Genomic DNA, 15374 nt, shown 5'->3' with positions numbered 1-15374 from the left:
TTTTTTTCTCCGTATTTTCCGTGCGGTCCGTGCCTGAATCAAATAAATTAAGAATGAAGAATTAAGAATGTATCTGTCATTCTGAGCGACAGCGAAGAATCTCGACAGCCAGCTGAAGTGAGATGCTTCACTACGTTCAGCATGACAATGAAGAATGAGGAATTTTTAGGAGTTAAAGGGAATTAGAAACCCAATTCTTCATTCCTCATTCTTCATTCTTCATTTATTTCATTCTTCATTAAAACAGCGTATCCTTCGTGTTGAACAGCTTGCGGTCGTTCAGTCGGACAACTTTGCCGTATTTCTCCAACTTCTTCACGTCGATGTCCTTCGGGTTGCCCATGATGCCGATGCAGTAGGGCTTGCCCTTGATGTTGTCTTCGTAGAACTTCACGATGTCGTCGAAGGTCAGGGCATCGATTTTCGGCAGGTTTTCCTTGGCAGGGTCTTCGCTATAGCCGACGCGTTGCAGCGAGTTGAGGGTCTCGGCCTTGCTGCGGAACGACGGGTGAGTGGTCAGCGCTTCCTGGCGCATGTAGCTCTTGATGTTGTCGATGCGGTCGGCATTCTTCGGCATGTCGGTCACCAGACCCATGAATACGTCCAGCGCGTCGTTGGCCTTGTCGTTCTGTGTGCCGATGTTGCCAAACAGATAAGTCGGGTTGCCGGGCAGGGCAGGCGTGCCGATGTAGGCTCCGGCCGAGTAGGCCATGGAACGTTTTTCGCGGATTTCGTTCATCACCAGTCCGTTGAAACCTCCGGAGAAGTACTGGTTGAAGGCGTCGCGCAGCACGTCATCTTTCTTGTCGTACTGGCCCAATGGCATGAAGAACCAGATCTGTGCCTGTTCGGCGTCGGAGTTGGGCAGGAAGTAAACCGTATTCTCGGTGACAGAGGCCAGCGGCTTGTCTTGCGGCGAGGTCGATGGGCGTTCGTTGGCAACCAGCGGCAGGTTCTTGCTGAGGATGTCGTAAGCATTGTCGAAAGGCATCGTGCCGCAGTAGAAGATTTCGGCCTCGTAGTTGGCGGCGCGGTTGATGTCGCCGGTCAGCTCGGAGATGGAGAGTTCGTAGATTTCCTTATCGGTCAGTTCGTCGATGAAGCTCGACTTGTCCTGATAGATCATGTACTGCATCAGGGCAGACGACAGGGTGTTCACATTCTCCTTACGCTGCTGGCGTGCGCCCAGAAGCGAGCCTTTGATACGTGCCAGCTGCTTTTCGTCCAGCTGCGGCATCAGGATCTGGCGCGACAGCAGCTGGCAGGCTTGCGGCAAGGTTGCTTCGTAGCCCTCCATGGTGATGTACAGGTAGTTGTCGCTGGCGCTTACGCTGCAGGTGGCGTTCAGCTTGCTCAGCTCTTCCTTCAGCTGCTGGGGCTGGTAGGCACCCATCACGCCGGCATCGTTCATCAGCTGTGCGGCAATGCCCAGCTTGGGGAACTCGCGTTCGCCCACGCCGTATCGCAGGGTGAGGCTGAACACGTTGTTTTCGGGATTGACCGAATAGTACATCTTCGAGCGGTCGTTCAGCTTCTTGACCTGCACGTCGGTAAAGTCGATGAACTTTTCCTCGACATGTCCGATGGGCATGCTCTTGAACTGCAGGGCGTAGAGCGACTGCTTGCCTACGGGCGGCTCGATGGGCTTGTAGCCGGGCTTCTTGATTTTTCCGCTGTTGCCGGTCTTGCCCTTTTCGATGTAAAGGGCCAGGTAGTTGCCGGTCAGGTATTGCTTGGCCACGCGCTTGATGTCTTCGGTGGTGATGGCCATGATTTCGTCCTTGTAGCTGAGCACTTTGCCCAGATCTTCTTCGTTGATGAAGGCCTGCATCAGTATCATGGCCTTGTTGGTGTTCGACTCCATGGTCAGGTCGAAGTCGCGGCACATGTTGGCCTTGATGGCTTCGATCTGCCAGTCTTCAAATTCGCCGTTGGCAATCTGCTCGATGGCTTTCAGGGCTTTCTTCTCGGCACTCTTGTTCGACTCGAAGCGGCGCTGGTTCTCGTCGTACAGGGGGATGGCATACACCATGTTGCGTCCCTGCTCGCGGCGGAAGTCGGTTGAGGCTCCGCAGCTGGTCAGTTCGCCGTCCAGGGTCAGCTTGTCCAGCGTGCCGGTGTTGCTGCTGTTGTGCAGCAGCGACATGGCTATCTCCAGCGGTTTCTCGTCGGGATGTCCCGAGGGCACGCCCTTATAGGCCAGGCATACCATGGGGTAGTAGCCCACCTTGGCGGTGTACTGCTTGCGTCCCTTGATGTCGAGGTCGGGGTAGGTCTTGCGTTCGGGCGTGGGGCGTTTGGGCAGGCGTCCGAAGGTGGCGTTGATGCGTCCGCTGATCTGCTGTGCGTTGACGTTGCCCACCAGAATCAGTACCATGTTTTCGGGGGTGTACCAGTTGTTGTAGAACTCGATGAGCTTGCTCAGGCGCGGGTTCTTCAGGTGTTCGGGCAGGCCGATGATGGGGCGCGCATAGGGATGTCCCTCGAATGCCTTGCTCGATATAAACTCGCGTTGTACGCTTCCGGGGTCGTCCTGATACATATTATATTCCTCGTACACACTTTCCAGCTCGGTCTGGAACAGGCGGAATACGGGGTTGATGAGGCGTTGCGAATAGATTTCGAGCCATTTGTTGATCTGGTACGGGGGGAACGAGTTGTGGTAGTAGGTGACGTCGTAGCTGGTACCTGCGTTCAGGCCTTTTCCACCCATGCTCTCGATGAGGTTCATAAACTCGTTGGAAACGCTGATCTTGCCTTCTTCCACGGTCAGGTCGTTGATCTCTTTTCCGATGGCTTCTTTCTTCAGCGGGTCGGTCTCTTCGGCCATTTCATCGTACTTGGCGATGATCTGTTCGTAGATGGGCTTTTCCTTTTCCCAGTCCAGGGCGCCGATCTTGTCGGTACCTTTGAACATGACGTGCTCCAGATAGTGGGCCAGACCGGTGTACTCGGCCGGGTCGTTGACCGAACCGGTGCGGCAGGCTACGATACCATACACGTCGGACTTGGTGTTGTCTTCCCATATATATACGGAAAGACCGTTCTTCAGTTTGAAGGCTTTCAGCCCTTGTCCGAAGGAGGGCAGGGCAAGCAATGCGAAAGCCAGCAGAAGAATCGACTGCAATTTCAATGATTTCATAAAGTAAGTTATTTAGTTTTGGGTTTTTAAGTTTCTGAGTTTTTGAGTTCTTAAGTTCTTGAGTTTCTCGGTTATTGGGCTTTTAAGTTTTTGAGTTCTTCGTTCTTTTGGGTTTGTATTCCCCCAACTTAAAAACTAAAAAACTCAAAAACTGATAGAGTTTATAGGCTCATAAGTTTTCGTATTCCTCAGCTTAAAAACTAAAAAACTCAAGAACTCAAAAACTAAAAGCCGTAAGGCTGTTTACTTGTATGTAGGCAAAACTATAAAAAAATCACAGATGTTTTACGATTTTTTCGGAAAAAATAAGGAATGCATATCGGAAAGGGGAATGAAGAATGAAGCCGATTCTGACAATATGATATATAACATATCTTTTGGGTGAAAGAAATCTGCTCTTTTATTGTCGATATGTCAGAATTATCTGCTATATTTGTCTATGTTAAGTTAACCGAACAAATAATACCTTTAATTCCCCTACCGTTATGAAAAAGGAGATTAAATTCAGTCTTGTCTATCGTGACATGTGGCAATCGTCCGGAAAGTACCAGCCACGGGTGGACCAGTTGGTCCGCATTGCTCCGGTAATTATAGAAATGGGATGCTTTGCCCGCGTTGAGACCAATGGCGGCGCTTTCGAACAGGTGAACCTGCTTTATGGTGAGAATCCGAATAAGGCCGTGCGTGCCTTTACCAAACCTTTCAGGGAGGCAGGCATACAGACCCACATGCTGGACCGCGGACTGAATGCACTGCGCATGTATCCGGTGCCGGCCGACGTACGCCGGCTGATGTATAAGGTGAAGCATGCCCAGGGGGTGGACATCACCCGTATCTTCTGCGGACTGAACGAAACGCGCAACATCATCCCTTCCATCAAGTATGCGCTTGAGGCAGGCATGATTCCCCAGGCTACGCTTTGCATTACCCATTCGCCCGTACATACCGTGGAATATTACGCGGCCATTGCCGACCAGCTGATCGAGGCGGGTGCTCCCGAAATCTGTCTGAAGGACATGGCAGGCATCGGACGTCCGGGCATGCTGGGACGTTTGACAAAAGCCATCAAGGATAAACATCCGGATATCATCATCCAGTATCACGGCCATAGCGGTCCGGGACTGTCGATGGCCTCCATCCTGGAAGTGTGCGAGAACGGGGCCGACATCATCGACGTGGCGATGGAACCCATGTCGTGGGGAAAGGTGCATCCCGACGTTATCTCGGTGCAGGCCATGCTGCGCGACAAGGGATTCCAGGTGCCCGACATCAACATGAAGGCTTACATGAAAGCCCGCTCGCTGACGCAGGAGTTCATCGACGACTTCCTGGGCTACTTCATGGACCCAAGCAACAAGCACATGTCGTCGCTACTGCTGAAGTGCGGACTGCCGGGCGGAATGATGGGCTCGATGATGGCCGACCTGAAAGGCGTGCATGCCGGCATCAACCTGATACTGAAAGGTAAGGGCGAACCGGAACTGAGCATCGACGACCTGCTGGTGATGCTGTTCGACGAGGTGGAATACGTATGGCCCAAGCTGGGTTATCCGCCATTGGTGACCCCCTTCAGCCAGTATGTGAAGAATGTGGCACTGATGAATGTCATGTCGCAGGTGAAGGGCGAAGAGCGCTGGACGATGATCGACAACAACACGTGGGGCATGATTTTGGGCAAGAGCGGACGTCTGCCGGGCAAGCTGGATCCGGAAATCGTGGAACTGGCCCGGAAGAACAACTACGAGTTTACCGATGCCGATCCGCAATCGTACTATCCCGACCAGTTGGACGAGTACCGCAAGGAGATGAAGGAGAACGGCTGGGACGTGGGCGAAGACGAAGAAGAACTGTTCGAGCTGGCTATGCACGACCGCCAGTATCGCGACTATAAGTCGGGCGTGGCCCGCAAACGTTTCGAGACCGACCTGCAGCGTGCCAAGGAATCGGCCTTGCTGGGCAAGGGCTTCTCGGACGAAGATGTGAAGAAACTGAAGCGTGCCAAGGCAGAGCCTATCACGGCACCGGCGAAGGGAACGGTGATTTGGGAAATAGATGTGACCAACCCGTCCATGTCACCCGAGCCCGGTCACAAGTACGAGCCCGACGATACCTTCTGCTACATCACCACGCCGTGGGGAACGCACGACAAGGTGACGGCCAACTTCAGCGGACGCATCATCGAGGTATGTGCCAAGCAGGGCAGCTATGTGAAGAAAGGTGACGTGCTGGCTTATATCGAGCGCGGGGAGGAACCGGCGTAAGGAGATTGTCCTTAGGAGTTATAGAAGTTATAGAAGTTAAAGCCGATACCTAAGATAATTGAGAATTGAGAATGGATAATGGATAATGAAGAATGAACACGCGCAAACTCATTCTCAATTATCCATTATCAATTCTCCATTTAATAAGTTCTTCATTCTCCTTCAAATCAGAAGGCTTCCGTCATATTGAAATAGAAGAGAGTCTGATTGTTGACGGTGTTCTTCCCGAGATCCAGGCGTACGTTCATACGGGGCTGTACTTCGATGCGCAGTCCGACGCCGTAATTGGGAAGGACACCTTCTATTTTGCCCATCGTAGGACCCATGAAGCCGCATCCGGTCCATGCCACGAATCCCAGCCGATGCAGGACGCGTTTGAACCAGTTGCTTTGGTCGGTGTTGATCATCTGGCGGTATTCGGCCAGTACGACGTGCGATGAATAGTCGCGGTATTGTCCCATGTAGTAGCCGCGCAGGTCGAAAGGAGTACCGGTCAGGGCATATTGCGTAAGGGGCACGTTGCCGAATACGTTTTTGGTCTGTACGGTCCAGGCCAGCACTTTCCGGTTGCCCAGAGGCTTGTACTGGCGGTAGTCTATCTCCAGCCGGTAGAAGTTCTGGTCGCTTCCGATGATTTTCGAGTAGGCCATGCCACGTACGTCCAGATAAAGGCCGGTGTAGGCATTGGCAGGTACGTCGCGGCTGTCGTAGGTCAGCAGGAAGCCGATACCCGAGCTGAGCTGTTTATAGCCCTTGTCGGTTCCGCCGGCTGCCCGGTAGGTAGGCTCGTTGACGAGGTGTTTGGCTGGATCGGTCAGGTGGTCGTAATTGATGTCGATCTGCGGTCCGGCAAAGAAGTTGCTTTCACCCAGACGGAAGAGGAACCACGGATTCACCTGTATGCCGCTGTAACGGTACTGGCTGGTGGTGTCGCTACGCACATAGTCGCGGTTGGTGGTATAGCCTAAGCCGTAGAAATTCTCCTGCGTATTCTTGTACGAGAACTTACCGAAGATGCGGAAACGGTCGCCCTTGAAGAAGAGCTGTGGCTTGGAAAAGAGGTTGATGCCGCCGTTGAACATGAAGGCAAGTGCCATGGGGACTACTGAACGTCGCTGGGTGGTGTCGCTGGGGTTCATGCGGAAAGTCAGCAATGCGCTTCCTCCCAATACGGCTCCAAAGTCGGGGGTATAGCTGGGACCGCCCAGAATGTTGTAGTGCAGATTGCGTCGCGCCACTTTTTGCTTATGCAGTTCTTTACGGGTCAGTGCGTGGCTGTCTTCGGTCTTTACAGAGTCTGTCTGCACTTCTTGTGCAGGCAAAAGGCTGGTCAGTGCCAGCAGGGCTATCAAGCTCAGGATAAATTTCTTCATATCGTACGAATGAGGGTGCAAAGAAAACTATTTTATTTGAATCAGTTTCCTTATAAATGGACAATTATTCTAAAGACAATACTAAATTTTTCAAAAAAGGTGTTATATTTGTCAGCTTGGGAGGGATTTTGATAAATGAAGAATGGAGAAAAATGAAGAATGAAGAATTAAGAATGAAGAATGAAGAATAAAATAAATGAAGAATGAAGAATGAAGAATGAAGAATTTCTTAGGCTATTCACCATTGACCATTAACCATTCACCATTAATCATTGACCATTCACCATTAATCATCATATTTTATCAACAATAAAAACTGTTTCGATCGTTATGAAAAAACATTTGTTATCTGTATTTGTTCTCGCCACGACGGCTTTTCTTTCGGCCAGTGCGCAGGGAGGCGGTGAAGGAGGAATCAGTCCTTCTATGCTCGAACAGATTCGTCAAAGTTATCAGGGGACACCTGCCGACAAGGCACTACGCAATGCCATCGGCAACAACGATATCCGTCGTCTGGCCCTGAACCAGGAGAATATGAAAGGTATGGACACACACTTCTCGGTTCGTGTCAAGTCCAGCGGCATCACCGACCAGAAGTCGTCCGGTCGTTGCTGGCTGTTTACGGGGCTGAACGTGATGCGTGCCAAGACGATGGCGCGTTTCGGCTTTCCGTCGTTCGAGTTTTCCGAAGTTTATCCTTTCTTCTGGGATCAGCTGGAGAAGTCGAACCTCTTCCTGCAAGGCGTTATCGACACCGGCAAGCTGCCCATGAGCGACCAGACGGTGGAGTGGCTCTTCAAGCATCCGCTGAGCGACGGCGGTACGTTTACGGGAGTGGCCGACATCGTGTCGAAGTACGGACTGGTGCCTGCCGAGGCCATGCCCGAGACAAACAGCAGTTCGAACACCTCGCGTATGGCATCGCTCATCAGCCTGAAGCTGAAGGAATATGGCCTGCAACTGCGTGACATGGTGGCACGTGGTGCCAAGGCCGACGAGCTGGAGCGGGAGAAGACCGCCATGCTGGGTACTGTCTACCGCATGCTGGTGCTCAACCTGGGCATGCCGCCTGCCGAGTTCGACTATGTGCGCAAGGACGCCAAGGGCAATCCGGTAGAAACGGAACACCACACGCCGATGACCTTCCTCCAGAAGTATGGCGATACCAAGCTGCTGACCGACTACGTGATGCTGATGAACGATCCTACGCGCGAATACTATAAGACTTACGAGATAGACTACGACCGCCACCGTTACGACGGACACAACTGGACGTACGTCAACCTGCCTATTGAAGATATCAAGCAGATGGCCATCGCTTCGCTGAAGGACAGTACGATGATGTACTTCTCGTGCGACGTGGGTCAGCAACTCAACTCCGAGCGCGGCCTGCTGGACGTGAACAATTACGACTATGCTTCGCTGATGGGAGTTACCTTCGGCATGGACAAGAAGCAGCGCATCGCCACCTTCTCCAGCGGATCGAGCCACGCCATGACCCTGGCCGGTGTCGACCTTGACAAGGACGGCAAGCCCGTGAAGTGGTTGGTGGAGAACAGCTGGGGAGCGTCGAGCGGCTGGCAAGGACACCTCATCATGACCGACCGCTGGTTTGACGAATATATGTTCCGTCTGGTAGTCGAGACGAAGTATGTGCCCGAAAAGGTGATGAAGCTTTTCCGTCAGGAGCCGATCAAGTTGCCTGCCTGGGATCCGATGTTTGCCGAAGAGGAATAAAGTTTCTCTTTTACGTTGTCCGGTATAAATGATAGCCGGCTGCGGGATAGAAGCGGTGCGAAGAGTTGCACTCTCTTCCGATTTGTCTGCTTATATCCTGTAGCCGGCTGTTCTTTTTTCTTGGCATGACATCCGGGTATTATAGGTGTCTCTTGTTCTCTCTCTTGCTGCCGGATAGGTACTTATGAATGTCAGAAGCGTAGGGCTTAGGAACGAAATGAGGAAACAAAAGTCGTTTTTGTCGTATAAGAAGTCGTTTTTACCGTATTCCAGTAAAAAGAAATCTGTTACATTTGAGGCTGTCAAAATAGGAGAGTTGCCATTAAAACGCAACGCTCGGGATGACGGGGTGTATAGCTCAACTTTGACTTCGTCGATTTTCAATTTGCAAGCTCAAGTTGCAGTTGACGAGTAACGAGTAGCAAGTTGATGAGTTGACAAGGTGTTTGTAGCGAGCTGTTTCAAACGGCTGTTTATCAAATAGTTGAGTTCCAGCCTAGTAGACTTGTTAACTGAAGCCTTGTCAACTAATAAGTTGGGCATTTGCGAAACTTAAATAAATGATAATATCAAACATGAACTGTATGAAGGAGATTTATGGGGTGGTATTATGCCTTTTCCTCTTGGCGTCCTGTTATCCTGTTGCAGAATGATAAGATGGAACCTTGCTTTACATTGTGGGATCTTTCGGACAGTAGGCATTATTTCTCTTTCGGGCAGATAGGAAACGGTCCTGACGACGAACGCTTATAATGATAAATTTTGCTCATTCTACATCGTTCGGACTTTGTGCCTTCACCGGCGGAAGCGAGTTGATTTGGGGTGTGGATGGGGCTTTGAATCGCCTTCAGGAATGGATACATACGTCTGAAATAGTGTATAAAATCGTTCACCGGCATTACAAAATCGTTCGGAAACGTTTCAATGTTGTGCTATTTATAGGCGTAATCTGCTGGATATAAGGGTTGTCAGTTTTTGTCAGTCAGATCTGTTTGCAAAGCTCGAATCCTTTGCATACTTTTGGAAATCCTTAAGTGGAACAGGAAAAGTATACATGTGAAAACAAGATAATAATACCATTGAAAACAAATAACTATAAGAATACGATGAAAATACTTTTTTACACTTGCGTATTTTGTGGAATGCTCCCTTTCCTGTTGGGAGCGTGTTCGGAAGCCGGTAAGGAAAAAACGGTGGAAGAAGAGGGAGTGAATACCGTGCTGCCGGACAAGAAAACTGAAGTGACGGTGGTGCCTCTGAAACGACAGACCTTCTATCATGAACTGGTGAGCAACGGCAAAATGAAAGCGGCAGAAGAAGCAGCCCTGAATTTCGAAACCGGAGGAGTGGTGGCAAAAATATATGTGAAAAACGGAACACGTGTGAAAAAGAATCAGCCACTGGCCGAACTGGACCCTTTCCTTCTGCAGAATAAGACGGCTCAGGCAACTGACGCGCTGGCAAAAGCCAAACTGGAATTGCAGGACGTACTGATAGGGCAGGGATATGCTGTAGGCGATACGGCCAGTGTGCCCGCCGACGTCATGCGGTTGGCCAAGGTGAAAAGCGGCTACGACCAGGCTCTTTATCAATACGAAATAGCACGCTACGAAGAAGAACATGCTACGCTGCGGGCACCTTTCGACGGGGTGGTGGCCAATCTTTTTGCAAAGCCTTATAACAGGGTGTCGACTGCCGATGCCTTCTGTACGGTGATCGGTTCCAACCGGATGGAAGTAGACTTTACGGTGCTGGAAAATGAATTGCCCCTGATCAAGCAGGGCGATAAGGTGACGGTGTCGCCTTATGCCAATCCCGGAGCCAAATACGAAGGACGCATCTCGGAAATCAATCCCCTGGTAGATGAAAAAGGCATGGTGAACGTGAAAGCAACGGTGGCAAGCCGCGGCGAACTGTTCAGCGGAATGAACGTGCGGGTGAAGGTACGCCGCGAACTGCCCGACCAGTTGGTGATACCGAAGAGTGCGCTGGTGCTGCGCTCGGGCAAGCAGGTGGTGTTTACGCTGAAGAACGATATGGCGATATGGAACTATGTGCAGACACAGCTTGAGAACTCGGACAGCTATACGCTCGTGGGGGAAGAGATAAAAGAAGGCGACCTGGTGATAGCCACCGGCAACGTGAATTTGGCCCATGAAGCGCCCGTCACCGTAGTAGAGGAAACAAAGTAGTAACAACAGGACAAGACAGAGAGGGTTATGATAAAGTTCTTGATACAGCGGCCCATTGCCGTGCTGATGGCATTCGCGGCATGCTTCATCGTGGGGCTGGTGACTTATTCTACTTTGCCCGTGTCGTTGCTGCCCGACATCGCCATACCCGAAATTACCGTGCAGGTGTCGGTGGCCAACACTTCGGCGCGCGAACTGGAGAACACGGTGGTAAGGCCCCTGCGCCAACAGTTGGTGCAAGTCTCGAAACTGAGGGACATGAGCAGCGAGACCCGAGACGGTGCCGGCATCATCCGGCTGAGCTTCGACTACGGCACCAATACCGACCTGGCTTTCATCGAGGTGAACGAGAAGATAGACGCCGCCATGAACTATCTGCCGAAGGATACGGACCGGCCCAAGGTGGTGAAGGCAAGCGCGACGGACATCCCCGTTTTCTACCTGAACCTGACGTTGAAGGACGACAGCATCGGAAACATGCAGGCCGACGACCGCTTTCTGGATTTGTGCGAGTTTGCCGAAAACGTAATCAGAAGACGCATCGAACAGCTGCCCGAAGTGGCGATGGTCGACGTGACCGGACTGGTAGAGAAAGAAGTGAGCATTGTTCCCGATCCGGCCAAGCTGGCTGTGCTGGGACTGACGATAGGCGACATCGAGAGCGCCTTGTCGCAGAACAACGTAGAGCCGGGCAGCATGAGCGTGCGCGACGGATATTACGAATACAGCATCAAGTTCTCGACCCTGCTGCGTACGGAGGAAGACGTCAGAAACATCCTGCTGCGTAAGGGCGACCGCATTGTCCGATTGGGCGACTTCTGCCAGGTAGGCATTGTGCCGGTCGATGAGCGTGGACTGTCGGTCAGCAACGGCAAGCGCGCCGTGACGCTGGCTGTCATCAAGCAGGCCGACGAGAATATGGACAAGATGAAGGAAGCGGTGAACGGTGTGATGAATTATTTCCGTTGGGTTTATCCCGAAATCGACTTCAGCATCAGCCGCAACCAGACGGAACTGCTGGACTACACCATCGACAACCTGCAACAGAACCTGTCATTGGGTTTCCTGTTCATCTGCATTGTGGCGGTATTGTTCCTGGGCGACGTGCGTTCGCCGCTCATCATCGGGCTGAGTATGGTGGTGTCGCTGATAGTCTGCTTTCTGGTCTTCTACCTGTTCAACATGTCGCTCAACATCATTTCGCTGTCCGGACTGATACTGGCGCAGGGTATGATGGTGGACAACAGCATCATTGTCACCGAAAACATCTCGCAGTACCGCGAGCGGGGCTTTACCCTGCACCGTGCCTGCATCGCCGGAGCCAGTGAAGTCATCACGCCCATGCTGAGTTCGTCGCTGACGACGGTGGCGGTGTTCGTCCCGCTGATATTCATGAGCGGCATTGCCGGTGCCCTGTTCTACGATCAGGCGTTTGCCGTAACGGCAGGTTTGCTTGTGTCCTATTTCACGGGCATCCTGTTGCTGCCCGTTCTCTATTCGCTGGCTTATGGGACAAAGCTGCACCAGAAGTCGTGGCTCAGCCGGGTTCGCATCCCCAATCCGCTGAAGGAGCATACCATGGATCGCTTCTACGATGCCGGAGTCGACTGGGTATTCCGGCATAAGGCAGTCAGCCTGTTGTTCTGTGCAGTCTCCATCCCCCTTTGCGTGTTCATGTTCCGCTTCATCGACAAAGAGCGGATGCCGGCCGTCGATCAGAACGAGCTGCTGGCACGCGTCGAGTGGAACGAGAACATCCACGTGGATGAAAACCGCGACAGGGTGGACCGTCTGCTGGAGCATTTTGCCGGAAAGACGGTGGAACGCACCGCAGCCATCGGTCAGCAGGACTACCTGCTGGAACGCGACCGCCCCCTTTCGTCGTCGGAAGCGGAACTGTACTTCAAGACAGAGAAGCCCGAAGAAATCGCTCCGTTGCAGAAAGCGGTCTATGCCTATGTGGCCGAGCACTATCCGTATGCGGTCATTTCGTTTTCGCCTCCCGAGACGGTGTTCGAGAAACTGTTTGTCACCGGCGAGGCCGATGTCGTAGCCGAACTGTATGCCCGGAGCAAGGAACGGACTCCCGAAGCGGAAAAGTTGCGCGAGTTGGAAAAGCAGCTGGCAAAGACTACCGGTAATCCTCCTGTGGGCATCGCATTCGAAAACCAGCTGAACATCAGTATTCTGCAAGAACGTCTGCTGCTCTACAACGTGGCTTACGACGAACTGTACCGGACCCTGAAAACAGCTTTCAAGGAGAACAGCGTGGCCATGCTCCACTCTTATCAGCAGTATTTGCCCGTCAGCATCGTGGGCGAGGAGCAGACGGTCAACGAGATTCTGCAGAACACCCTGATACAGACACGCCCCGACGGACTGGGGCAGGTAGAGTACGTCCCCCTTTCGATGCTGGTGAAAGTGACGGCAGGTGAAGACCTGAAGACCATCACTGCCGGAAAGAGCGGGGAATACATTCCCTTCCGCTTCTACGACGTGGAAGATGCGCCCGAGCTGATGGCTGGGGTGGACAAGGTGACCGAGGCTTCGGACGAGTGGGACACCGTGTTCAGCGGAAGCTTCTTCTCGAACCAGAAGATGCTGGACGAGCTGGTCGTTATCCTGTTCGTTTCCATCCTACTGATGTATTTCATCCTGGCGGCACAGTTCGAAAGTTTCCTGCAACCGCTCATCGTGCTGTTCGAGATTCCGGTCGATGTCGCCTTCTCGCTGGTGCTGCTGTGGGTATGCGGGCATACGCTGAACCTGATGTCGGCCATCGGACTGATAGTGACCTGCGGTATCATCATCAACGACTCCATCCTGAAGCTGGATGCCATCAACGAGCTGCGTAAGGGCGGGATGCCGCTGCTGGAGGCCATACACGAGGCAGGCCGCAGGCGTTTGCGTCCCATTGTGATGACTTCGCTGACCACCATATTTGCCATGGTGCCCTTGCTGTTCTCGTTCGACATGGGCTCGGAGCTGCAAAAGCCGCTTTCCATCGCCATGATCGGAGCCATGCTGATAGGCACGTTAGTCAGTCTGTTTATTATTCCGCTGATATATTGGTACATATATAGAAAAAGTGAACGAAAGGTAAAGAGTGAGACAGCATCGTGCTGACTCTGTATTGAGGAGATTAATTCGAACAAACAGATGAAAAAACTTATTTTTCTGATAGGATGGGGGCTCGGCATCTGCCTGCCGGCCGTGCAAACCGAAGCCCAGCAACTGGTGGTATTGGATCTGGAGAAAACCATCAGACTGGCCAACGACAGTTCGCTGGAAGCTTTCCGCACGCAGAACATGTATCTGGCAGGCTACTGGGAGTATCGCACGTACAAGGCCAACCGCCTGCCCAGCCTGACGCTGAACATGACGCCCGCCCAGTATAACCGCGACATTACACGCCGGTACGACTCGGAACAGGACCTGGACATCTATCGCAGCCAGCAGTCGTTTTACGCGTATGGCAACCTGGCCATCCGGCAGAATCTGGACCTGACGGGCGGTACCTTCTACATCGACACGGAACTGGGCTTCATGCGTAGCTTCGGGTCCAACCAATATACGCAGTATACCAGCGTGCCTATCCGGTTGGGATACTCGCAGAGCCTGGTGGGTTACAATGCCTTCCGCTGGGAACGCAAGATAGAGCCTCTGAAGTACGAGAAGGTGAAGAAAGAATACATTTACAACGCCGAACAGGTGTCCGAGCTGGCCACCACCTACTTCTTCGACCTGGCCATGGCACAGGCAGAATACGACTTGGCCAAGGACAACGTGGCTTCGACAGATACGCTGTACAGCATCGGCATGCAACGCCTGAAGATAGCGTCCATCAGCCGTGCCGACCTGCTGACCTTGAAGCTCGACGTGGTGAATGCCCACAACACCTTGCAGAATGCGGCCAGTTCACTGAAGCGTGCCATGTTTGCGCTGGCTTCGTTCCTCAATATGGAGAAGAACACCCAGATACGGCTGGAGCTGCCCGGTACGCCGCGTTCGCTGGTTGTGCCGGTGGATGAGGCTCTGGCCGCCGCCCGCACCAACAATCCGGATTTCCTGGAACTGAAGCAGAACATACTGGAGGCCGAGCAGAATGTGGACCGCACCAAGAAGGAGTCGCGCTTCAACGCCAGCATCAATGCCAGCATCGGTTTCAACCAGGTGGCCGAACAGTTTGGCGAGGCATACCGACGGCCTATGCAGCAGGAGATGGTGTCGGTCAGCGTCAGCATCCCGCTGGTGGACTGGGGCGTGAGGAAAGGCAAATACAACATGGCTCGCAACAACCTGAATGTGGTAAGGACTTCAGCACGTCAGAGCGAAGCAAGCATCGAGGAAGAAGTGGTGATGACGGTCAGCGACTTCAACATACAGCAAAGCCTGGTAAGCAGTGCGGAAGAGGCACTCGACCTGGCCATACTGGCTTACGAAGAGACGCGTCAGCGGTTCATCATCGGTAAGGCAGACATCAACAGCCTTACCCTGTCGCTGAACCGTCAGCAGGAGGCGCAACGCAACTACATATCGGCCTTAAAGAATTACTGGCTGAACTACTACAAGATACGTAAACTGACGTTGCACGACTTCATGTCGGGCTTCTCGCTGTCGGAAAAGTTCGATTATGACAATTGACAGCCGTAGAACAGGCGTCCGCCTT

At 52.5% G+C, this 15374-nt stretch carries 8 protein-coding genes; 6 read left to right on the top strand and 2 right to left on the bottom strand.

Annotated features, from left to right (window positions below; all coding sequences use genetic code 11):
- Positions 1–238 precede the first annotated feature (238 nt).
- Positions 239–3142 carry a M16 family metallopeptidase gene (locus tag BQ5591_RS14380; protein WP_071149878.1) on the bottom strand — a complete coding sequence of 968 codons (2904 nt, stop codon included), beginning with the start codon at positions 3140–3142 and terminating at the stop codon, positions 239–241.
- Between the two features lie 485 nt (positions 3143–3627).
- Here BQ5591_RS14380 and BQ5591_RS14375 point away from each other — a divergent pair, with 485 nt between their 5' ends.
- A complete protein-coding gene (locus tag BQ5591_RS14375; protein ID WP_071149877.1) occupies positions 3628–5403 on the top strand; it encodes a biotin/lipoyl-binding protein in 1776 nt (591 codons plus the stop codon).
- A 167-nt stretch (positions 5404–5570) separates the two neighbouring features.
- Here the strand turns inward: BQ5591_RS14375 and BQ5591_RS14370 are convergent, their stop codons facing one another.
- Positions 5571–6776, bottom strand: a complete 1206-nt coding sequence (locus BQ5591_RS14370) for a BamA/TamA family outer membrane protein (protein WP_071149876.1) — start codon at positions 6774–6776, stop codon at positions 5571–5573.
- A gap of 330 nt (positions 6777–7106) precedes the next feature.
- Between BQ5591_RS14370 and BQ5591_RS14365 the strand changes: the two genes are divergently transcribed.
- The 5 genes from BQ5591_RS14365 (at position 7107) to BQ5591_RS14350 (ending at position 15349) form a co-directional block, all read left to right on the top strand.
- Complete coding sequence (locus BQ5591_RS14365; RefSeq protein ID WP_071149875.1) at positions 7107–8513, top strand: C1 family peptidase; 1407 nt, start codon at positions 7107–7109, stop codon at positions 8511–8513.
- A 597-nt stretch (positions 8514–9110) separates the two neighbouring features.
- Positions 9111–9266: a hypothetical protein gene (locus tag BQ5591_RS21445; protein WP_159434488.1), complete on the top strand. Its 156-nt coding sequence runs from the start codon at positions 9111–9113 to the stop codon at positions 9264–9266.
- A 353-nt stretch (positions 9267–9619) separates the two neighbouring features.
- The gene (locus tag BQ5591_RS14360) at positions 9620–10705 is read left to right on the top strand and encodes an efflux RND transporter periplasmic adaptor subunit (RefSeq protein ID WP_071149874.1); all 1086 of its coding nucleotides are present in this window, start codon (positions 9620–9622) and stop codon (positions 10703–10705) included.
- Positions 10706–10732: 27 nt separating this feature from the next.
- Positions 10733–13831 (top strand): efflux RND transporter permease subunit, encoded by a 3099-nt coding sequence (locus BQ5591_RS14355; RefSeq protein WP_071149873.1) that lies wholly within the window; start codon positions 10733–10735, stop codon positions 13829–13831.
- A 33-nt stretch (positions 13832–13864) separates the two neighbouring features.
- Positions 13865–15349, top strand: a complete 1485-nt coding sequence (locus tag BQ5591_RS14350) for a TolC family protein (protein ID WP_071149872.1) — start codon at positions 13865–13867, stop codon at positions 15347–15349.
- The last annotated feature ends 25 nt before the right edge of the window (positions 15350–15374 follow it).

It is taken from the genome of Bacteroides ndongoniae, from assembly GCF_900108345.1.
Taxonomy (GTDB): Bacteria; Bacteroidota; Bacteroidia; order Bacteroidales; family Bacteroidaceae; genus Bacteroides; species Bacteroides ndongoniae.
The sequence above is the reverse complement of the archived record's forward strand: the minus strand, read 5'-3'. Positions and strand labels throughout refer to the sequence as shown.

What these genes read in the sequence shown, in the direction of transcription:
- BQ5591_RS14375 (WP_071149877.1), top strand. Translation starts at nt 3,628, where the DNA reads ATGAAAAAGGAGATTAAATTCAGTCTTGTCTATCGTGACATGTGGCAA.
- BQ5591_RS14350 (WP_071149872.1), top strand. Translation starts at nt 13,865, where the DNA reads ATGAAAAAACTTATTTTTCTGATAGGATGGGGGCTCGGCATCTGCCTG.
- BQ5591_RS14365 (WP_071149875.1), top strand. Translation starts at nt 7,107, where the DNA reads ATGAAAAAACATTTGTTATCTGTATTTGTTCTCGCCACGACGGCTTTT.
- BQ5591_RS14360 (WP_071149874.1), top strand. Translation starts at nt 9,620, where the DNA reads ATGAAAATACTTTTTTACACTTGCGTATTTTGTGGAATGCTCCCTTTC.
- BQ5591_RS14355 (WP_071149873.1), top strand. Translation starts at nt 10,733, where the DNA reads ATGATAAAGTTCTTGATACAGCGGCCCATTGCCGTGCTGATGGCATTC.
- BQ5591_RS21445 (WP_159434488.1), top strand. Translation starts at nt 9,111, where the DNA reads ATGGGGTGGTATTATGCCTTTTCCTCTTGGCGTCCTGTTATCCTGTTG.
- BQ5591_RS14370 (WP_071149876.1), bottom strand. Translation starts at nt 6,776, where the DNA reads ATGAAGAAATTTATCCTGAGCTTGATAGCCCTGCTGGCACTGACCAGC.
- BQ5591_RS14380 (WP_071149878.1), bottom strand. Translation starts at nt 3,142, where the DNA reads ATGAAATCATTGAAATTGCAGTCGATTCTTCTGCTGGCTTTCGCATTG.